This window comes from Paraburkholderia sp. GAS333, assembly GCF_050435665.1.
In the GTDB taxonomy this organism is placed as follows: domain Bacteria; phylum Pseudomonadota; class Gammaproteobacteria; order Burkholderiales; family Burkholderiaceae; genus Paraburkholderia; species Paraburkholderia fungorum_A.
The window spans coordinates 1097638-1117842 of sequence record NZ_JBNDKS010000001.1; the positions used below are offsets into that span (position 1 = coordinate 1097638).

Genomic DNA, 20205 nt, shown 5'->3' on the forward strand with positions numbered 1-20205 from the left:
AAGGAAACCTGCCCTTCAGCCGCGCGCATGCGCCCTGAACGCCAGCCCTGGCCATTCGGCCGAGGCCTGGCGATACACCTACGGAAGGTATAATTCGGCTCTCGTATTTAATTCCTTCGTGCTCGTGCACGGCGTTGTCTGCCGCATGAGCGCGTTCCGCTGCCGCGCCCGACGGTTGAAGTCTGCCGGGGCGCCGGCGCCTGTCTTCCGAGTAACCGCTAATGACCACCTCCGTTCGTACCCGTTTTGCACCGAGTCCCACCGGCTTTATCCACCTGGGCAACATTCGCTCCGCGCTTTATCCGTGGGCGTTCGCGCGCAAGATGAAAGGGACCTTCGTGCTGCGGATCGAAGACACCGACGTCGAGCGCTCCACGAGCGAATCCGTCGACGCCATTCTCGAAGGCATGGACTGGCTCGGCCTCGATTTCGACGAAGGTCCGTTCTATCAGATGCAGCGCATGGACCGTTACCGCGAAGTGCTCAAGCAGATGCAGGACGCCGGCCTCGTGTACCCGTGCTACATGTCGACGGAAGAACTGGATGCGTTGCGTGAGCGTCAACGCGAAGCCGGCGAAAAGCCGCGCTATGACGGCACGTGGCGCCCGGAACCCGGCAAGGTCCTGCCGCAGCCGCCCGAGGGCGTGCAACCGGTGCTGCGCTTCCGCAATCCGCTGACCGGCGTGGTCGCCTGGGACGACGCGGTGAAGGGGCGCATCGAAATCTCGAACGAAGAACTCGACGACCTCGTGATCGCGCGCCCGGACGGCACGCCGACGTACAACTTCTGCGTGGTCGTCGACGATCTCGATATGAAGATCACCCACGTGATTCGCGGCGACGATCACGTGAACAACACGCCGCGTCAGATCAACATTCTGCGTGCGCTGGGTGGCGAGCCGCCGGTGTACGCGCACTTGCCGACCGTGCTGAACGAGCAGGGCGAGAAGATGAGCAAGCGCCACGGCGCGATGAGCGTGGTGGGTTACCGCGACGCCGGTTATCTGCCGGAAGCGGTGGTCAACTATCTGGCGCGACTCGGCTGGTCACATGGCGACGCGGAAGTGTTCACGCGCGAGCAGTTCGTCGAATGGTTCGATCTGGATCACCTCGGCAAGTCGCCGGCTCAATATGACCACGACAAGCTGAACTGGCTGAACGCTCACTACATCAAGGAAGCGGATAACGCGCGCCTCGCCGAACTGGCGAAGCCGTTCTTCGCGGAGTTGGGTGTTGATGAAGCCGCACTCGCTCAAGGCGCTGATCTGACGGCGGTGGTGGGTTTGTTGAAGGATCGTGCGTCGACGGTGAAGGAAATCGCTGAAAACGCCGCGATGTTCTATCGCGTACCTGCGCCCGATGCGGAGTCCCTGGCGCAACACGTGACGGACGCGGTGCGTCCGGCGCTGGCCGATCTGGCCGCCGCGCTCAAGACGGTCGAGTGGACCAAGGAAGCAATCGCCGCCACATTGAAGGCGACGTTGGGCGCGCACAAGCTGAAGATGCCGCAACTGGCGATGCCGGTGCGGTTGCTGGTGGCAGGTACGACACATACGCCGTCTATCGACAGCGTTTTGATGTTGTTCGGTCGCGATGTCGTTGTCGGCCGCATTGAAAAGGCGCTTGCTTAAGCGCGTTCGCGCCTGCGTTGAGAGGGTTTGCATGCGACTTGCGAAAAAAGTCGCATGCAATTGCTCAAAGGGTATTTACAAGACGCAAATTGGCCTCTAGAATCTCGTTTCTCTGATGTGCCGCGGGGGTATAGCTCAGCTGGGAGAGCGCTTGCATGGCATGCAAGAGGTCAGCGGTTCGATCCCGCTTACCTCCACCAACACAGCAGAGCGAGTAGTAGAAAGTTGTTGAGAAGTCAGCAAATTGTAGTAAAAAAGACTTCACAAATGACCGAAACGTTGTTATAGTAGCGGTCTTCGCAGTTGACGAAACGAAGTAACGAGATAGCACCAGTTACCGGCGAGTTGGCAGCGAGTTAAAGACAGATCTGAAAAGATTGTGTCCCCTTCGTCTAGAGGCCTAGGACATCACCCTTTCACGGTGAGTACAGGGGTTCGAATCCCCTAGGGGACGCCAAACATAAGCGTCGCTTTAGTGTTCGAGTTAATGCTCGATTGGCAGTAAAGCAGCGCAGCTTGCAGAGAAAAACCAACGCTCGCAAGTAGGTGGAAAACTGGAGCGGTAGTTCAGTTGGTTAGAATACCGGCCTGTCACGCCGGGGGTCGCGGGTTCGAGTCCCGTCCGCTCCGCCAGTTAAAGCCCGTTCGCACGAACATGAACGGGCTTTTTCATTAAAGTTGTAAGCAGTACGTTGTCCCCTTCGTCTAGAGGCCTAGGACATCACCCTTTCACGGTGAGTACAGGGGTTCGAATCCCCTAGGGGACGCCAAAACATCGGCGTCGTTCGGTTGGAAGTTTGAACGGTGCAGTAGGTTGCTGAAGGTAAGTGAGCGTAGCTCATAAGCCAGCGGTGCAAAATCTGGAGCGGTAGTTCAGTTGGTTAGAATACCGGCCTGTCACGCCGGGGGTCGCGGGTTCGAGTCCCGTCCGCTCCGCCAGATTTTAGAAAGCCCACTTCGAAAGAAGTGGGCTTTTTTTATTTCCGCTGCTCAGCAACGTAGCTCGCCTGGGTATGCTCGGGACAAACAGCCATTGCCAGCAGGCTTCCCCTGTTTTACCGTTGACCCCACTCATTCTCGTCGCTCATCTGCGTCACCTATCTTCGTCGTTTCGCCATGTTCGATCCAACCGAAGCTACCTCACCGTTTCTTTTGCGCATTGCCAGCATGGACGATTTCGAGTTCGCCGAGGCGCTGACTCGCAACAACATGGGTGGCTACTATCACCGGCATCACCTGGTTTGGCGCGGTGATCTTTTTCTCGGCAGTTGGCGCGAATCGGAGAATTTTATTCTTGAGGTGGATGGCAAGCCGATCGGCGTGCTGCGCATCACGGAAGAGGGCGATTCGCTGCATATCCGCGACGTGCAGATCGCCGAGGGACATCGGCGGTTAGGAGCGGGCACGTATTTGCTGGATATGTCGCATCAGTGGGCGCGGGAGCGCGGGCTGCGCGAATTGCAATTGCGTGTGTTCGTCGACAATCCCGCCGCGCGGCTCTATCAACGTAAAGGCTACAAACTGGCGGGACCGCGTCTCGCCCAGCTTGGCGCGATCCGTCATCTGGCGCGACGGGTCTGATGAGAGCGTGGCCTGGCGGTCGTTGCTGCCCGATACGCCTACACTTCCCGCGCCGTTTCATCATCCTGTGAACGCGCGACATGATTTTCCGGACGATGCTCCGAACCGCGCTCGATAAACGCACGCGGACTCTCGCCGAACGCACGCCGGAACATCGCGGAAAACGCACTCTGGCTCTGGTAGCCAAGCTCCTGCGCCACATGCGAAAGCGGCCGCCCCTGACTCAACAGCGGAATGGCACGCGCCAGAATCGCCTGCTGACGCCACTGCGAAAAACTCACCCCTAATTCCTGCCGAAACAGCCGCGCGATCGTACGGGTACTCGCGCCGACGCTCGACGCCCATTGTTCGAGCGATTCGCCATGCGTCGGATCTTCGATCACGGCTTCGCAAAGCGCACGCAGGCGCTTCTCGTTAGGCATCGGCACTGAAAGCGGCAAAGGCTCCGAACGCGTCAATTCGTCGAGTGCGAGCGCGCCGAGTAGCTGTTCGCGCGTGACGGAAATGCCGGGCGTGTCGAGCGCGGCAATCACTTCCCGCAGCAGATCCGAGACCTCGACCACCCGTGGCGTATCCAGTCCGGCCGGCACCGTGTTCTCGGTGATGTACAGCGTGCGCAGAAACGCATCCTCGACGGCGACCACTTCGTGCGTCACATGCGGAGGCACCCAGATTGCGCGCGACGGCGGCACCATCCACGTAGTGCCGGTCGTTGCGATTCGCAGCACGCCGCGCGACGCGTAAGCCACCTGTGCCCACGCATGCCGATGCCTGGCGATGCGCGAACCCATCGGCATGGGCCGCGAGCGCACACGAATCGGATGTTCGTTCGTGGGTTGATGCTCGGGCGGAATGTCGGCGAAGCGTACGAAGCTCAACAGGTCTGAGTCGGCGGACGAAGTCATGGCGAAGAGCGATCCAGAGAGCGAATGCCGCAGGTGGGGCTGTCATGTTCACGCGCCAAAGGCTTGAGTCGTGAGTCGAAAAACCGTGCGGATTCAAAGCCCCAAACCGCAGTCGGCCTCTCATTGTAGAGGTTGACCGCGATACGGCGTGCATAATGTCCCGATTGTCCGGTCCCGAGGAGAATCCCATGAGCTTTGCTACAGCGGATTTGTGCGATGCACATGAAGACCAGTTGGCGCTCGGCACGCTGCGCGTGCTCGAACCGGTCTTCCATCTGTTCAGCCGCCCCGAGTGTTTCAGCGGCGCGGCGGTGACGCTGAAAGTGTTCGAAGACAATGCGCTCGTGCGTGCCACGCTCGAAGAGCAAGGCGAAAACCGGGTGCTGGTGATCGACGGCGGCGGCAGTCTGCGTTGCGCGCTATTGGGCGGAAATCTCGCGCAAATCGCGGAGCAGAACGGCTGGGCGGGCGTGGTTATCAACGGCTGCGTGCGTGATACGCTCGAATTGAACGACGCCAATGTTGGCGTGGCGGCGCTGGCAACCTGTCCGCGACGCTCGCCGAAGCTCGGCGCCGGCGAGCGTGATGTCCCCGTGCAGTTACCCGGCGCATTAGTGCGTCCCGGCGACTGGATCTACGCGGACCTCGACGGCGTGCTCGTCGCGAACACCGTGCTGACTTGAAGCGTCAGCGGAACCCCGGCTCGAACCGAAGCCACCCATTCCTTATTTTTCAGGAGAGCAAACGACGATGCAGACCGTCTTTATTTACGGCACATTGCGCGCCGGTGAAGTGAACGACATCCACGAAGCAGCGGCGCGTAACGAGATCGCCGAGCCGAACCGGCTTGGCACGGCCACGGTGCGCGGTCATCTGTTCGACTTCGGTTTGTACCCGGGGCTGGTGCTCGACGAAGCGGGTATCGACGTGATCGGCGACGTCTACGAAATCGACGACGCGCTCGTCGCGGTGCTCGATGAAATCGAAGCGGTTTATCCGGGCATCGAAGATCGTTTTCTCGCGCGCGAGGTGATGCTGAAAGTGGACGGCAACGTGGTGAATTGCCGCTTCTATCCGGTCGCGCCCAGTGCGGTGAAGGGGCTACCAGAAATCAAATCGGGCGATTGGGTCGGTTATCGCAGCACTCGCTGACCACTCGAAAACCCGCACAAAAAAATGGCCCGGCAGGCATACACCTGTCGGGCCCTCCGGTCGGTCAGTCTTGCGAGTCAGGCTGTTTTCATACGACGTGTGCCGTCCCGGCAGGCTTCATGGGGCCGACTTCACGACGCATAAAAAAGCTCAGCCTCAAATCTCTTCATACAGCGGCAGCGTCAGAAAGTCGGTGAACTGCTCCGACGTCGACATTTCCTCGAAGATCTGCGCGGCCCGTTCATACGGCTTCGTATCCGCGCCAGCCGTACCGCCCACCGCCTGCTTCACCTTCGCCAACTCCTGCGCCGACAACTCGCGCACGAGTTCGACCGTCACCTTGCGGCCATCCTCGAGCTTGCCCTTCGGCGAGCGAATCCACTGCCACACCTGCGAGCGCGAAATTTCCGCCGTCGCCGCGTCTTCCATCAGGTTGTGAATCGGCACGCAGCCATTGCCCGCGAGCCACGAACCCAGGTAGTGAATGCCGACGTTGATGTTGTTGCGCAAACCGCCTTCGGTAATCGGCGCCTCGGGACGGAAGTCCGTCAGATCGGCGGCCGTCACGAGCACGTCGTCGCGTTGCTTGCCGATCTGGTTCGGCTTGTCGCCGAGCACCTTGACGAATTCTTCCATCGCGATCGGCACGAGGCCCGGGTGAGCGACCCAACCGCCGTCGTAGCCGTCGCCCGCATCGCGTGCCTTGTCCGAACGCACACCGCCCATGGCCTTGTCGTTCGCCGCCGGATCGTTCTTGATCGGAATCAGCGCGCTCATGCCGCCGATCGCGGGCGCGCTGCGTCGATGGCAAGTCTTCAGCAGCAACAGCGCATACGCGCGCATGAACGGCGAGGTCATCGTGATCTGCGAGCGGTCGGCGAGACAGAAGTCGCGATCGGCCTTGAACTTCTTGATCGCCGAGAAGATGTAGTCCCAGCGGCCCGCGTTCAGTCCCGAGCTATGTTCGCGCAGTTCGTACAGGATTTCGTCCATCTCGAACGCGGCCACGATCGTTTCGATCAGCACGGTTGCGCGAATCGTGCCGCGTGGCACGCCGACGGCTTCCTGCGCCGCGAGGAAAATGTCGTTCCACAGACGCGCTTCCAGATGGCTCTCCATCTTCGGCAGATAAAAGTACGGGCCCGAACCGCGCGCGACCAGTTCCTTCGCGTTGTGCACCATGAACAGCGCGAAGTCGAAAATGCCGCCCGACACGCGCTTGCCGTCCACCTTCACGTGCTTCTCATCCAGATGCCAGCCGCGCGGACGCACGATCAGCGTGGCGACCTTGTCGTTCAGCTTGTAGGACTTGCCGTTCTGTTCGAGCGAAATTGTGCGGCGCACCGCGTCCTTCAGATTGATATGGCCGCCGATCTGGTTATCCCAGCTCGGTGCGTTCGAATCCTCGAAGTCGGTCATGTACGAATCCGCGCCCGAATTTAGCGCGTTGATGATCATCTTGCGCTCGACCGGGCCGGTGATTTCCACGCGGCGGCATTGCAGATCCTGCGGCAGCGGCGCAATTTTCCAGTCGCCTTCACGGACGTGCTTCGTCTGCGCGAGGAAATCGGGACGCTCGCCGGCATCGAGCCGCTTCGTGCGTTCCACGCGCGCCTGCAACAACTGCTGACGACGCGGTTCGAAGGTGCGATGCAGCGCGGCGACGAGTTCGAGCGCTTCGCGAGTGAGGATTGCTTCGTAGCCCGGCTTGATCTCAGCCGAAATTTCCATGCCCTGCGGCAGCGACGACGATGACAGCGAATTCGCCATGGTTTCTCCTTGGTCGGTCAGATTGCAATGATGCAAATGTTGTTGAGCGATGAATGTGTGCGGCGTGTGTAATGCATGCGTGTTGCGGGTCCGGTAATTGCCGTCATGCGCCAGGGCTGTGACGCGTACGGTTGCCAGCGGACTTGCCGGAGCTTCCCGGTGTGCTGCTGCGGCCGGGCGAAGCGAGCGTCTGCAGGAAAACGAGCAGATCGTTCATGTCTTCGCCGGTGCCATGTGGCGCGACGCCCAGTTCTTCGGCTGGTGCGTTTTGCCGGTTGAGCCAGAAAGTGGTGAAGCCGAACCACGTCGCGCCCGCCACGTCCCATCCATTCGACGACACGAAGACAAGTTCGCGCGGCTGCGCGCCGAACGCCTGCGTGCCGAGGGAATACGCGGCCGGTGAAGGCTTGTAGGCGCGCACAGTGTCGACGGAAAGAACGTGGTCGAACAGGCCGTTCATGCCCGCGCTTTTCACGGCGATGTCGAGCATTTGCGGATTGCCGTTCGAAAGGATCGCGAGGTTGAGGCGATGAACTTTTTCGCCTGACGCAGAAGCTTTTTTGCTGCTGGATTGAGCGCTTGCCGTCGCATTGATACCCGCATCGCGCAGCGCGCGCAGCGCCGGCACTGCATCAGGAAACGCGGACAGGCACGCGTATTCGTCCATCAGACGTTTCTCGGCCGCGCGACCCAGTGTGAGTTGGAGTTTCTTCGCGGCGAAACGCAGTGCATCGAGCGTGATGTCCCAGAACGGGCGATAGTGCGCGCCGGGTGCGTCCGATGGAGCGGCCAGCGTGCGCAGTTGCGTGTATTCGATCTGCTTCTGACGCCACAAATACGACAGCGCGTCGCCGTGAGTGGGGAACAGCTGCTCCGCGGCAGCGATCACCGAATGCACGTCGAAAAGCGTGCCGTATGCGTCGAAAATCACTGCTTTAGGGGGAAGTGTCGTTATGGCCGACATTGCCGTGCACTCCAGTCAGAGGTCAGGATGAATTGTATTAGTGATGATTGACGCTAAAAAAGAGGCTAAACATCACTTGATCTTTTACTTTTATCCACCTAATCTTGCCCGCTTCGAACCTTCACTCTCCCCATCTCGTTCATGGACCGATTCAAGCAGATCGAGACTTTCGTCACCGTCGCGGCCAAGGGCAGTCTGTCTGCGGCGGCCATGGCGGAGGGCGTCGCGCCCGCGATCATCGGCCGCCGTATCGACGCACTGGAAGAGCGCCTCGGCGTCAAACTGCTGGTGCGCACAACCCGCAAGATCACGCTGACGTTCGAAGGCTCGGCGTTTCTCGAAGACTGCCAGCGCGTCATTCACGACATGCAGAACGCCGAAGCCAGCGTGTCGGCGGGTGGCGTAAAAGCGAGCGGCCATTTGAGGCTGTCCGCCCCGGCGGGTTTTGGCCGCCGGCACGTCGCACCGCTGGTCCCGGCTTTCACGGTCGCGCATCCCGACGTATCGATCACGCTCGACCTGTCCGACCGCCTGGTCGATCTGGTCAACGAAGGTTTTGATTGCGCAGTGCGTCTTGGCGAGTTGCCGGATTCGTCGCTGGTGTCGCTCCGGCTCGGCGAAAACCGGCGCGTGTGCGTGGCGTCGCCCGCGTATCTGAGCCGACGCGGTGCGCCGCACAACCTCGCCGATCTCGCGCATCACAACTGCCTCGCGCTCGGCGCGAGCGCCAACCAGCAACGCGGCTGGATGTTCCAGCAGGGCGACAAGGTTGTGTCGATCAAGGTGTCCGGCACGATGGAATGTTCGGACGGCGCGGTGCTTCACGAGTGGTGTCTCGAAGGCCACGGTCTCGCCTGGCGCTCGTGGTGGGAGGTTGGCGCGGAGATCGCAGCGGGGCGGCTCGTCACGGTGCTCGACGAATTCGCTGCGCCGCCGATCGGCATCCACGCGGTGTTCCCGCAGCGTCGCCATTTGCCGTTGCGAGTGCGGTTGTTTCTGGATTTTCTCAAGCATACGTACAGCCATCCCGGTTACTGGGGCTGAGCGTCGAACGGGTTGTCGACCCGGGGTTTCCGATATGCGGACAGACCCTTCAAGCTCTCCAAACCTGCATTTGTGCGAACTACAATCGATTGAGCGGCTGGCACACCAGACCACATTCGATGCTGAGCGCAGGTGCGCACGCCCGCTCGTGCATAGCCGGCGACGGAGGGCCTTATGTTCACGCACATCCTGGTTCCGACCGATGGTTCCGAGCTGTCGCGCAAGGCGATAAACGGCGCGATCGATCTGGCGCAGGCCGTCGGCGCGCGCGTCACGGCTTACGCGTGCCTGCCTCAATATCCGTATTCGCCTTTCTCCGACGTGGTGGTCGAACCACCGTCCGAGTTCCTGCAACGCAGCGAGCGCGAGGCGCGGGTGCATCTGCGGGAAGTGGAAATGGCGGGGCGGCGGGTAGGCGTGGTTGTCGAGAGTCACACCAGCGTGCATCCCGCGCCTTATCTCGGGATTATCGAAGCGGCGGAGCGGGGTGGCTGCGACGTCATTTTCATGGCTTCGCACGGGCGGCGCGGATTGGGCAGCCTGCTGATCGGCAGCGAAACGCAACGCGTGCTCACACATACGAAGATCCCAGTGATCGTGTATCGCTGAGCGGCATCATGAAAAAACGCGGCGGATTTTAAGTCCGCCGCGTCCCTGATTAACCGGCGCGATCCGCTGTGCCGGTTCTTTCTCCGCTGCTGCGATTTTTTCTACCGGATTCCGGCCGCCGGGTCGATTGTCCGCGAAACCGATTGCGCACAACGACTCCAGCGGCACGGCTCCTCCCTGTGACGGCGGCTCTCTGACGGAGCCGTTTTTTCGTCTTCTGCGTCGTCGTTCGCTCAGGCCACGGGGCCGGTTGCGGCCGGTTACGCGACTTTCTTGTCGAAGAACTGTTCGTCTTCCGTCGAGCCGTGCAGCGCGGTCGTCGATGCTTCGCGTTCGACCGTTTGCGTCACGGCGTCGAAGTAGCCGGTGCCGACTTCGCGTTGATGCTTGACCGCGGTGAAACCCTTGTCCGCAGCCGCGAATTCGGCTTGCTGCATTTCGACGAAGGCCGTCATCTGGTTGCGGGCATAACCGTGCGCGAGGTTGAACATCGAGTAGTTCAGCGCGTGGAAACCGGCCAGCGTGATGAACTGGAACTTGTAGCCCATCGCGCCGAGTTCTCGCTGGAACTTGGCGATCGTCGCGTCGTCCAGATTCTTCTTCCAGTTAAACGACGGCGAGCAGTTGTACGACAGCAGTTGATCCGGGAATTCCTTGTGGATCGCGTCGGCGAATTTCTTCGCGAACTCGAGGTCCGGCTTGCCGGTTTCGCACCAGATCATGTCGGCGTACGGCGCGTAGGCGAGACCCCGCGAAATGGCCTGCTCGATGCCCGGCTTCGTGCGATAGAAACCTTCCACCGTGCGCTCGCCGGTCAGGAACGGCTTGTCGTTATCGTCGATGTCGGACGTGACGAGGTCGGCGGCTTCCGCATCGGTGCGGGCCAGCAGCACGGTCGGCGTACCGGAGACGTCAGCGGCGAGGCGCGCGGCCGTCAGCTTGGCGATGTTTTCACGCGTCGGCACGAGCACCTTGCCGCCCATGTGACCGCATTTCTTCACCGAAGCAAGTTGGTCTTCGAAGTGGACGCCCGCAGCGCCGGCTTCGATCATCGCTTTCATCAGTTCGAACGCGTTCAGCACGCCGCCGAAACCGGCTTCCGCGTCGGCGACGATCGGCTGGAAGTAGTCCACGTAGCCTTCGTCGCCCGGATTCTTACCTTCCGACCACTGGATCTGGTCGGCGCGCGTCAGCGTGTTGTTGATGCGCTTGACGACGAGCGGCACCGAGTTCGCCGGATACAGCGACTGGTCCGGGTACATTTCACCGGCGACGTTCGCGTCACCCGCCACCTGCCAGCCCGACAGATAGATCGCCTTGAGACCGGCCTTCACCTGCTGCATCGCCTGATTGCCGGTCAGCGCGCCGAGCGAGTTGACGAACGGCTCGTTGTTCACGCTTGCCCACAGCTTTTCCGCGCCGCGCTTCGCGAGCGTGTGCTCGACCTGCACCGAGCCGCGCAGACGGATCACGTCTTCCGCCGAGTAGCTGCGCTTGATGCCCTTCCAGCGCGGATCGGTGTCCCATTGCTGCTGGAGTTGCCTGGCTTGATCCTGACGGGATGCAGTCATGTTGTTCTCCTTGATTTGCCTGAAATGGATAGGTGACTCGGTAATCTTCGTCGAAGCTGCCGGCCGGTTTGGCGTTTCGTTTCGTGAAGTCTTGTATAAGAGTCTAGGCAAATCGAGGTGTGCGCAATAGTCGCGGGAACGCGCTTTTATAATATTTATTTTTGTTTTAAATCAATGGTTTGCGGATATCATTTCGCATTAAGAAACGACTTTTTCCATCTTGCAATAGGTCGTCTTGTGCCGTGCAGCACGATTTTTTACGACGCAAAAAAATTTTCCACATCGTGAAATTTCACGGTTGGCCGGCGCGACGGCGAGTACAGACGAAAAAAAACCGGCGCCTGAGCACCGGTTTCTTCCGACTGACGGACGGCGAAGAGGCCGTCCGGGTCATTTTCTGGCTGATTGCTGTACTGCTACGCAACATGCCGCACGCCGCGAGGGCATGCGTGCCGTCTACGTCACTTAGCTGCCGCGACGAGCCGTACGCGGGCCGTCGCTGCGGCGTGCGCCGTAGCCGCCGTCACGCGAACCGCCGTAACCTTCACGCGAACCGCCGCCGAAGCCGCCGCCGCCTTCACGCGAACCGCCGCCAGCCGACTTGCCAGCCCAGCCGCCGCCATTGCCACCGCCGCTACCGCTGCGCGCACCGCCGCCGTTACCAGCCGGCTTGCCCGAACCGCTACCGAAGCGACGGCCACCGCCATTGCCACCGCCCGGACGGCCGCGGCCGCCAAAGCCAGGACGGCCATTACCCGACGGAGCCGACTTGCGCGGCTCGAAGCCTTCAACGACGTTGACCGGCAACGGGGTACGCACGAAACGCTCGATGCGCTTGAGCGCGCCTTGCTCGGCGTGATGCACGAGGCTCACTGCGATACCCGAGCGGCCAGCACGGCCGGTACGGCCGATACGGTGCACGTAGTCTTCAGCGAACTTCGGCAGGTCGTAGTTGAACACGTGCGTGATGCCCGGAATGTCGATACCACGAGCCGCGACGTCCGTTGCGACCAGCACGCGAACGCGACGCTCGCGCAGTGCCTTGATGGTGCGGTTACGCGCGCCTTGCGGCAGATCGCCGTGCAGGGCAGCCGATTCGAAACCGGCGTCGGCCAGACGGCCTGCCAGCTGGTCGGCGTCCATCTTGGTTGCCGTGAAGACGATAGCCTGGTCGAGGCCTTCGTCACGCAGCAGATGGTCGAGCAGACGATCCTTGTGATCGCGGTCGTCAACGTAGTGAACGGTTTGCGCGATGTTGGTGCGTTGTTCGAGGCGTTGAACGATCTCGATACGTTCCGGATCTTTCAGCAGACGGCCCGTCAGCGAACCGATCTTGCCGTCGAGCGTGGCCGAGAACAGCATCGTTTGACGGGTAGCCGGCGTAGCGGCGACGATCGTTTCGATGTCTTCGATGAAGCCCATGTCGAGCATGCGGTCAGCTTCGTCGAGCACGAGAATCTGCAGTTGCGACAGGTCGATACGGCCACGTTCGAGGTGGTCGATCAGACGGCCCGGCGTAGCAACCAGGATTTCCGGGTTCTTCGCCAGCAGCATCAGCTGTTGACCGTAAGCGACGCCGCCCAGAATGCTGACGGTGCGCAGGCGCTTGAGGTGCTTGCCGTACGTGGCAGCAGCGGTCGTGACCTGCATCGCGAGTTCGCGGGTCGGCGTCAGAACCAGCATGGTCGGACGTGCAACCGGTTGCGGACGGCGAGTGTTGCGGGCGCCGTCGGCCGGGCGCGGCTCACGCGGCTGGCTGGCTTGCGCCTTTTGCAGTTGCGAGAAACGTTCGATAGCGGGCAGCATGAACGCAGCGGTCTTACCCGAACCAGTCGGGCTCGACACCAGCAGATCGCGGCCGGCGATACCAGCCGGGATAGCGCGTTGCTGAACCGGCGTCGGGTTCTGGTAACCAGCTGCGGTCAGCGCGGAGACGACATCCGCGGAGAGACCAAGCGACGCGAACGTCGGGCCGGTCGGGACTGCGGCTTCAGCGACAACGGCTTCCGGGGCGACAGCAACGGCTGCTGCTTGTTCGGGAGCGTCGGCGAGACCGAGTGCCTGATCGGCGATGGCGTTCAACGGGCTGGAGGTGTTGCTCGAAGTCATGAGAATCCTTGGTACACAGGGAATTAAAACGTCGGCGCCAATCGGCATACCCAAGTCGTCGGATTCAGCGAGCAAAGAAGCAGCGAGCAAATCGAAAAACGGGGGCAGCTCGCGACAATGAAGGCGAGCTTTTTGTTAGAAGCTGTATCGGATGCGACATGCCAACACGGCGTGCCGCCAGCCTGGGACATGATCGCCCGTAGGGGGCTAGGCAGGAGGGGACAGGTTCTAAACTGGATTGGAGCTAAACGCTACGAGGCGCTGCGCCGCAAAGGCCGCTAAAGAAAGCGGGGCAAAGCAGTGAAGCGCAGGCAGCATTGTATAGGCTTTTGTTGCACTGCGCCACTCCTAGGAGTTTTCTTAACGAAAAAGACATATAGGGCGGCGCGGCGGCTGCCAGCGGGGCGGGTGCCTGGGCGGACAGCTGCGTCAGCTGGTCGCACGCTCGCGGCGGCTGCCGCGGCGAGCGTGCCGGCACTCATCAGGCTTGGGCCTGCTCAGGCTGCGGTACCGCTTTTCAGCGATTCGACGAGTTCGACGTATTGCTGCTTCGCGGCGTCCTGATCGGTGCCCTTGAGGGCGGCCCACGCGTCGTACTTGTATTTGCCGACGATGTCGGTAAAGCCCGGCTTGTCGCCATGCACGTCGCCCTTGGTGGACTGTTTGTAGAGCGCGTACAGGCGCAGCAACGTGAGGTTGCCCGGACGCTCCGGCAATTGCTGGACTTCTTCGTGGGCTTTTGCGAACTGGGTATCGATGTCTGTCATTGTCGTTTTCGCCCGCCGGGCGGGATCGGGTTGGTTGAGATCGGGTTGACGATCATAACAACTGGACGCCGCTGGCGGGCCGAGAGCCTATTCCAAACATCGCCAGACATCGGCCGCCGGGTTTCAACGCGAGGGCGAGCCAAACCACATTTGCACGCGCCGTGCCGATTACAATATCGTCCATGACTCAAACTGTGCTCCTTGCCCTCGATACGTCGACCGAATTCTGTTCGGTGGCGCTTCTGTCCGTCACTGCCGCCAACGCCGACGCTGCCGGCGTGACTTCCGCCGAACCTCGCATCTGGGTTCGTCACGAGCAGACGGGCGCGGTCTCCAGCACGCGCCTGCTGCCAGCCATCCGCGAACTGTTCGACGAAGCCGGCCTTGCCTTGGCCGATTGCGATGCGATCGCTTTCGGTTCCGGTCCCGGCTCGTTTACCGGCTTGCGGACGGCAACGGGTGTCGCTCAGGGCCTCGCGTTCGGCCTGAATCTGCGGGTGGTGCCGGTCAGCACGCTGCTGGCTTGCGCGGAGAGCGCCCGCCTGCGCGATCCGTCCGCGACGCGCGTGCTTGCAGCGCTCGATGCGCGCATGGACGAAATCTATTGGGCCGACTACGAATGGGACGCCATGCAACGCGAATGGCGGACGGTTCAATCGGCCTCCCTCGACGCACCTGACAAGCTGGTATTGCCCGGCGTGCCCTTTACGCTGGCCGGCAACGCGGCGGCGGCTTTCGGCGCGCGTTTGCCGGCGGTCGCCGCCGCGCGAACGGTCGACGCAGAGGCGTTGCCGCATGCGCTGCCGCTCGCGCACGCCGCGCTGCGCGCGTTTCGCGCCGGCCGCACGGTCCCGGCCGATCAGGCGGCGCCCGAGTATGTGCGCGACAAAGTCGCGCAAACCACAGCGGAGCGGATGGCGGACAAAGCCGCCAAGGCTGAACAGGCCGCGCTGGCTGCCGGATCGGTCCAGGAAGCGCCCCAAACTGCACCTCGCGCGCCGGATCACCGTGTACCTCATGAAGCGCCGCAGGCGGCATCTCAAGGGGCATCTCATGTCGCACCGGGCGGCGAGGGCGGGCAATGAGCGGCGTGCTGCTCGCCGACCGCTACATGTCGCCGATGACCGAAGGCGATCTGGACGAGGTCGCGGCCATCGAAAAAATCGCTTATGAGTTTCCGTGGAGCCGCGGCAATTTCGGCGATTCGCTGCGCAACGGCTATTTCGGCGTCTGTCTGCGACACGTCACGGGGAGCCTGATCGGCTATTGCGTGCTGATGCCGGTCGTCGATGAAATGCATCTGCTGAATCTGTGCGTGGCGCCGCATGCGCAGGGGGCGGGCGCGGGTCTCACGCTGCTGCGTGAGGCGGTGCGCATCACGCGCGCGGAAAAACTCGACGGGCTGCTGCTGGAAGTGCGGCCGTCCAATCATCGGGCGATCCGGCTTTATGAGCGCTTTGGCTTTGCATCGATCGGCCGGCGCAAGAACTACTATCCGGCGCGTCATCGCAGCCGGGAGGACGCCATCGTGATGCGTTTCTCGTTTGCCACGGAGGGCGCAGATGGCGCTGCATGAATCGGTACTGGAAGAGTTCGGGCTGGCCCCGCTGTGGGTGCGTCGCGGGATGGCTGGGCAGCAGGCGGGCGATGAAGCCGGAGAGGGTGCTGTAGCCGCTCAGGTGGCGCAGGCTGACGACGCTGGAGTTGAGCGTGCGGTGACGCAGGCGCCCGGTAACGTGCGGCAGGTGCAAGCTGCCGGGTCGCAGCCGATGCAGCAGCCCGCACAGCGGATTCAGGCTGCGTCCGACATTCAGGCCTCCGCTGAGCATCGCACTGTGTCCGGGCGTCCTCTGCCGTCGGAGTCTGAACACCAGGTTGCGCAACCGGTTCAACATTCGCCTGCACCCGAGTCTCAGCCCGCACGCGAATCTCGACCGGAAGCGGAATCCACCCAGGCGCAGCAACAGGTTCAACCCGCAGCACCACGTCAGGCAGTTCCCGAGCCGCAAACCATTCAGCAGCAGCGAGCCGCTTCGCCGTCGCAAACCTCGTCGCAGCCAGCACCGCAATCCCATTCACCCGAGCCCGAACCGTCATCCTTCGACGCTCCGCCGGACGACGATTTCGCGTGGTTCGACGATCTCCCCGCCCATCCGCAGTCGGAAGCGCGAGCTGAAAAACCGGCGCTACCCGCCATCCAGACCCTCGACTGGGATGCGTTGAGCGAGCGTGTCGCAAACTGCCAGCTTTGCCGTCTGTGCGAGAAGCGCACGAACACCGTGTTCGGCGTAGGCGATCGTGGTGCCGACTGGATGCTGATCGGCGAAGCGCCGGGCGAAAACGAGGACCGTCAGGGCGAGCCGTTCGTCGGCCAGGCGGGCAAGCTGCTCGACAGCATGTTGCGTTCGCTGACCCTCGCGCGCGACACCAACGTGTACATCGCAAACGTGATCAAGTGCCGGCCGCCCGGCAACCGCAATCCCGAGCCCGATGAGGTCGCGCGTTGCGAGCCGTATCTGCAACGCCAGGTGTCGCTGGTCAAGCCGAAGCTGATCGTCGCGCTCGGCCGTTTTGCCGCACAGAGTCTGCTGAAGACCACCGCCAGCATTTCGTCGCTGCGCGGCCGTGTGCACGAGTATGAAGGCGTCCCGGTGATCGTCACTTATCACCCGGCGTATCTGCTGCGCAGTCTGCCTGACAAGGCCAAGGCATGGGCCGACCTGTGTCTCGCCCGCGATACGTGGCGCGCAGCGGGCGGCGAAGCGTCGAACCAGTCAGAGTGATGAGCGGCGGCGGGACCAGAACTGAGGCGGCGGGTGTCGATACGCCCGTCACGTACGCTTATCCGGGCGCGCTGCTCGATACGCTGCTTGCCAGGTTGCGCGATAAGGTCGTACGCGATCTCGCGTGGCTGCTTCTCAGCGCCGACCTGTTGCGTCCGCAACCGCCGACCGGCGCACTCGCGAGTGCATTTGAAACACCCCAGCAACTTCACGCCACCGCCGACTGGCTACGCACTCTCGACGCCGCGCCGCACGCGTTGCATCGCGATCTGGCGGCGACCCGCATGACCCGTCTTGGCCGCTACGCCGAATGGCTGCTCGGGTGGTTTCTGCAACATGGCCCGGCGGCGCGGCTGATCGCGGCCGGTGTGCCGTTGCGGCGCGCGGGCGTCACGCTCGGCGAATGCGATTTCCTTCTGCAGACGCAACAGGGTGCGCGCTTGCATTGGGAACTGGCGGTGAAGTGCTATCTGCACGCGGGCGATGCGAATACGCAATCGACGGCCCGTCTGGCGGACTACGTCGGCCCGAATCTGAAAGACCGGTTCGATCTCAAGCTCGCGCATTTGCTGGATCATCAGTTGCCGTTGAGCGCGCGGGAGGAGTTCGCGTCGGTCGGCCATCCAGGGCCGTGGACGCCGCAGATGTTCATCAAAGGCTGGCTGTTCTACCGGCATGGCGAAACGCCGGCAGGTCCGGCTGAACTCGATCCCGCGCATGGTCGTGGCTGGTGGGTCACGCGCAGCGACTGGCCGGATTTTGCCGCGGAGCATGCGCGCAAGTGGCGGCAATTGCCGCGTCTGGAGTGGCTCGCGCCGAGGCGTGTCGAGCTCGATGACCAGAACGAGCCGCAATCAGAAAATGACGGACCTGCTGCTTCGCGTTACGTCGATGCACAAACGCTCGCCGGGCAGATTCCGCATCATCATGGACCGGAAATGGTCGTCGCCTTTACCGACGACGACGCGGGCAATCTGATCGAGCGCTCGCGCGGTTTTATCGTGCCGGACGAGTGGCCGGAAATGGCGCGGAACTACGCGGCAAAGCCGGGAAAGTGACGTGGGGCCGACCGGCCGCTCACCACCACCGATAAAAATGATGCACCGGCCCAACACCGTGCCCCACGTCGAGCAGATCGCTGGCCTGTAGCGCGCCGGTCAGATAAACCTTCGCATCCGCCACCGCACTCGCGAGATCGCCGCGTTGCGGAATCAGCGCAGCAATCGCCGACGACAACGTGCAGCCCGTGCCGTGCGTATTCTTCACCGGCACTCGCGGACCGCCCAGGCGCAGCGTGCCGCTGTCCTGCACCAGCCAGTCCGGGCTGTCCGTCGCGCTCAGATGGCCGCCCTTCATCAGCACCGCGCGGGCGCCGAGCGCGCGCAGTGCTTCGCCTTGCTTGACCATGCCGGCTTCGTCGACGGCCGCCTGCACGCCGAGTAGCGCTGCCGCTTCCGGCAGATTCGGCGTCAGCACGTCGGCGAGCGGCAGCAATTCGTCGCGTACCGCCGCGACCGCGTCCGGCAGCAGCAACGCGTGATTGCTCTTCGAAATCATCACCGTGTCGAGCACGACGTGCTTCGGTTTATGCCGGCGCAGCGCATCCGCGACCGCGCGCGCGATCGGCGCGTTCGCCAGCATGCCGATCTTCACGGCATCGATCCGGATATCGTCGAACACGGCGTCGAGTTGCGCGGTAATGAAGTCCGGGTCCGGCGCGTGGATCGCGGTCACGCCGCGCGTGTTCTGCGCGGTCAGCGCAGTAATTACGCTCGCACCGTACGCGCCGAGCGCCGAGAAGGCCTTCAGATCGGCCTGAATGCCAGCGCCGCCGCCCGAATCGGAACCGGCGATCGTCAGCACATTGGGAATCGGTTGGGTCATGGTCAAGCGAGGAGGAAAGAGGGCGCGGGCGCGCGGTGGAGCGCTCGCCCGCCGCAGATCAGTGTCGGTATCAGTGCTTGGCTTCGCCGATCAGCGCGACGGAGTCGAACGCGCGCTGGTTGGCCTGGTGGCGCCGCATCACGAACCACATCATCACGCAGACGAACGTGCCGAACAGCACGATCACCGCCGTGACCGGCACGTCGAGCCACACCAGCACCGCGTACAGGCACAGCATCACCAGCACCGAGAGATTTTCGTTGAAATTCTGCACGGCGATCGAGTGTCCCGCCGACAGCAGCACGTGCCCGCGATGCTGCAGCAGCGCGTTCATCGGCACGACAAAGAAGCCCGACAGGCCGCCGACGACCATCAGGAAAATATACGCAAAGATCAGATAGCCCGGCACGTGCATGCGGCCGAAATAGAAGCCCCAGTGCGCGGGGAACAGATCGCGCGTGTAGAACGCCATCAGCATTACGGCGATCCCCATCATGATGCCGACCGGCAACACGGACAGCGACTTCTTCAGCGGTACGCGCGAGGCGGCGAAGATCGCGCCCGCCGCGACGCCGACCGCAACGACTGCCTGCAGGATCGCCGCCTCGGAAAGCGACATGTTCAGCGACACCTCGGCCCACTTCAGCACGATGAACTGCAGCGTCGCGCCCGCGCCCCAGAACAGCGTGGTGACGGCGAGCGAAATCTGGCCCAGCTTGTCGCGCCACAGCACGAGGAAGCAGTCGGCGAAATCGGTGACGAGCTTGATCGGGCCGCGTTCCTGCTTCGGATAACGCGCGCCGGTATCGGGAATTCGCAGATTGAAAAGTGCGGCGATGATATAGATCGCCATGATCACCAGCATCGCCGCCTCGGCGGGCGTGTTGACCGTGGGGATGTGCTGCCGGAGGATCGGCGCGGCAATGTGCGGACTGATCAGCGCTCCGCCGAGCACGGTGCCGAGAATGATCGAGCCGACCGTGGTGCCTTCGATCCAACCGTTCGCGGCGACCAGCCGGTCAGGCGGTAAAAGCTCGGTGAGAATGCCGTACTTGGCGGGCGAGTACGCGGCCGCGCCGAAACCCACGATACCGTAGGCAATCAGCGGATGCGCGCCGACCAGCATCGTGATGCAGCCGAGCACCTTGATGGTGTTCGTGACGAACATCACGTGGCCCTTCGGACGGGAATCTGCGAAAGCGCCGACGAACGCGGCAAGAACGACGTACGACAGGACGAAGAACAGCTTGAGCAGCGGCGTCATCCAGTTCGGGGCGTGAAGATCTTTCAGCAGTGCGATAGCAGCGATCAGAAGCGCATTGTCGGCCAGCGACGAAAAAAACTGCGCGGCCATGATGGTGTAAAAACCTTTTTTCATCTGATGCGATGCTGTCCTCGCTGCGGTCTGTCTGCCCCGACCGTTTGCAATGCGTGC

At 62.4% G+C, this 20205-nt stretch carries 18 protein-coding genes and 5 tRNA genes; 15 read left to right on the plus strand and 8 right to left on the minus strand.

All coding sequences use genetic code 11. From position 1 onward, the window contains the following. Window positions 1–221 precede the first annotated feature (221 nt). The 7 genes from gltX to ABH945_RS04985 all read left to right on the plus strand — a co-directional run bounded on the left by gltX (window position 222) and on the right by ABH945_RS04985 (window position 3212). Window positions 222–1631, plus strand: a complete 1410-nt coding sequence (gene gltX, locus ABH945_RS04955; RefSeq protein WP_074764281.1) for a glutamate--tRNA ligase — start codon at window positions 222–224, stop codon at window positions 1629–1631. Window positions 1632–1755: 124 nt separating this feature from the next. Further along, window positions 1756–1831: transfer RNA gene (locus ABH945_RS04960), tRNA-Ala, on the plus strand. A gap of 181 nt (window positions 1832–2012) precedes the next feature. Continuing rightward, window positions 2013–2088: transfer RNA gene (locus tag ABH945_RS04965), tRNA-Glu, on the plus strand. Window positions 2089–2187: 99 nt separating this feature from the next. Continuing rightward, window positions 2188–2264, plus strand: a tRNA-Asp gene (locus ABH945_RS04970). Between the two features lie 61 nt (window positions 2265–2325). Further along, window positions 2326–2401, plus strand: a tRNA-Glu gene (locus tag ABH945_RS04975). Between the two features lie 92 nt (window positions 2402–2493). Continuing rightward, window positions 2494–2570, plus strand: a tRNA-Asp gene (locus ABH945_RS04980). A 177-nt stretch (window positions 2571–2747) separates the two neighbouring features. Further along, complete coding sequence (locus tag ABH945_RS04985; protein WP_429249888.1) at window positions 2748–3212, plus strand: GNAT family N-acetyltransferase; 465 nt, start codon at window positions 2748–2750, stop codon at window positions 3210–3212. Between the two features lie 38 nt (window positions 3213–3250). On the opposite strand, the gene ABH945_RS04990 is transcribed toward ABH945_RS04985, so the two are convergent. After that, a complete protein-coding gene (locus ABH945_RS04990) occupies window positions 3251–4117 on the minus strand; it encodes an AraC family transcriptional regulator (RefSeq protein WP_074764279.1) in 867 nt (288 codons plus the stop codon). 188 nt (window positions 4118–4305) lie between these two features. Between ABH945_RS04990 and rraA the strand changes: the two genes are divergently transcribed. Continuing rightward, on the plus strand, window positions 4306–4800 hold the full coding sequence (gene rraA / locus ABH945_RS04995; protein ID WP_429249889.1) for a ribonuclease E activity regulator RraA: 495 nt from the start codon (window positions 4306–4308) through the stop codon (window positions 4798–4800). Window positions 4801–4867: 67 nt separating this feature from the next. Beyond that, window positions 4868–5269, plus strand: a complete 402-nt coding sequence (locus ABH945_RS05000) for a gamma-glutamylcyclotransferase family protein (RefSeq protein ID WP_429249890.1) — start codon at window positions 4868–4870, stop codon at window positions 5267–5269. A 156-nt stretch (window positions 5270–5425) separates the two neighbouring features. Here ABH945_RS05000 and aceB read toward each other — a convergent pair whose 3' ends face one another. Together aceB and ABH945_RS05010 are read right to left on the minus strand one after the other, a co-directional pair. Next, the gene (gene aceB, locus ABH945_RS05005; protein WP_429249891.1) at window positions 5426–7039 is read right to left on the minus strand and encodes a malate synthase A; all 1614 of its coding nucleotides are present in this window, start codon (window positions 7037–7039) and stop codon (window positions 5426–5428) included. Window positions 7040–7142: 103 nt separating this feature from the next. Then, window positions 7143–8003, minus strand: coding sequence for a (S)-2-haloacid dehalogenase (locus tag ABH945_RS05010; RefSeq protein ID WP_429249892.1), 861 nt, complete (start codon window positions 8001–8003; stop codon window positions 7143–7145). 141 nt (window positions 8004–8144) lie between these two features. Here ABH945_RS05010 and ABH945_RS05015 point away from each other — a divergent pair, with 141 nt between their 5' ends. Both ABH945_RS05015 and ABH945_RS05020 read left to right on the plus strand, forming a co-directional pair. Then, window positions 8145–9047 (plus strand): LysR family transcriptional regulator, encoded by a 903-nt coding sequence (locus ABH945_RS05015; RefSeq protein WP_074764274.1) that lies wholly within the window; start codon window positions 8145–8147, stop codon window positions 9045–9047. 174 nt (window positions 9048–9221) lie between these two features. Then, entirely contained in the window at window positions 9222–9656 is a 435-nt protein-coding gene (locus ABH945_RS05020; protein WP_074764273.1) for a universal stress protein, read from the plus strand. Between the two features lie 260 nt (window positions 9657–9916). On the opposite strand, the gene aceA is transcribed toward ABH945_RS05020, so the two are convergent. The 3 genes from aceA to ABH945_RS05035 all read right to left on the minus strand — a co-directional run bounded on the left by aceA (window position 9917) and on the right by ABH945_RS05035 (window position 14103). Next, window positions 9917–11227, minus strand: a complete 1311-nt coding sequence (gene aceA / locus ABH945_RS05025) for an isocitrate lyase (protein WP_429249893.1) — start codon at window positions 11225–11227, stop codon at window positions 9917–9919. A 465-nt stretch (window positions 11228–11692) separates the two neighbouring features. Beyond that, window positions 11693–13336: a DEAD/DEAH box helicase gene (locus ABH945_RS05030; protein ID WP_429249894.1), complete on the minus strand. Its 1644-nt coding sequence runs from the start codon at window positions 13334–13336 to the stop codon at window positions 11693–11695. A 497-nt stretch (window positions 13337–13833) separates the two neighbouring features. Continuing rightward, a complete protein-coding gene (locus tag ABH945_RS05035) occupies window positions 13834–14103 on the minus strand; it encodes an acyl-CoA-binding protein (RefSeq protein WP_074764270.1) in 270 nt (89 codons plus the stop codon). A 182-nt stretch (window positions 14104–14285) separates the two neighbouring features. On the opposite strand from ABH945_RS05035, the gene tsaB reads away from it, so the two are divergent. The 4 genes from tsaB to ABH945_RS05055 are packed head-to-tail and all read left to right on the plus strand — an operon-like array spanning window position 14286 to window position 17944. Further along, window positions 14286–15188: a tRNA (adenosine(37)-N6)-threonylcarbamoyltransferase complex dimerization subunit type 1 TsaB gene (tsaB, locus tag ABH945_RS05040; protein WP_429249895.1), complete on the plus strand. Its 903-nt coding sequence runs from the start codon at window positions 14286–14288 to the stop codon at window positions 15186–15188. Next, entirely contained in the window at window positions 15185–15679 is a 495-nt protein-coding gene (gene rimI / locus ABH945_RS05045) for a ribosomal protein S18-alanine N-acetyltransferase (RefSeq protein ID WP_429249896.1), read from the plus strand. The genes tsaB and rimI overlap by 4 nt, the downstream gene beginning before the upstream one ends. Beyond that, window positions 15666–16886 (plus strand): uracil-DNA glycosylase family protein, encoded by a 1221-nt coding sequence (locus tag ABH945_RS05050; RefSeq protein ID WP_429249897.1) that lies wholly within the window; start codon window positions 15666–15668, stop codon window positions 16884–16886. The genes rimI and ABH945_RS05050 overlap by 14 nt, the downstream gene beginning before the upstream one ends. Continuing rightward, window positions 16886–17944 carry a DUF1853 family protein gene (locus ABH945_RS05055; RefSeq protein ID WP_429249898.1) on the plus strand — a complete coding sequence of 353 codons (1059 nt, stop codon included), beginning with the start codon at window positions 16886–16888 and terminating at the stop codon, window positions 17942–17944. Before ABH945_RS05050 ends, ABH945_RS05055 begins: the two co-directional genes overlap by 1 nt. A 19-nt stretch (window positions 17945–17963) precedes the next feature. On the opposite strand, the gene thiD is transcribed toward ABH945_RS05055, so the two are convergent. Together thiD and lplT are read right to left on the minus strand one after the other, a co-directional pair. After that, window positions 17964–18770 (minus strand): bifunctional hydroxymethylpyrimidine kinase/phosphomethylpyrimidine kinase, encoded by an 807-nt coding sequence (gene thiD, locus ABH945_RS05060; protein ID WP_074764266.1) that lies wholly within the window; start codon window positions 18768–18770, stop codon window positions 17964–17966. Between the two features lie 70 nt (window positions 18771–18840). Then, window positions 18841–20148 carry a lysophospholipid transporter LplT gene (gene lplT, locus ABH945_RS05065; RefSeq protein ID WP_074764265.1) on the minus strand — a complete coding sequence of 436 codons (1308 nt, stop codon included), beginning with the start codon at window positions 20146–20148 and terminating at the stop codon, window positions 18841–18843. Window positions 20149–20205 lie beyond the last annotated feature (57 nt).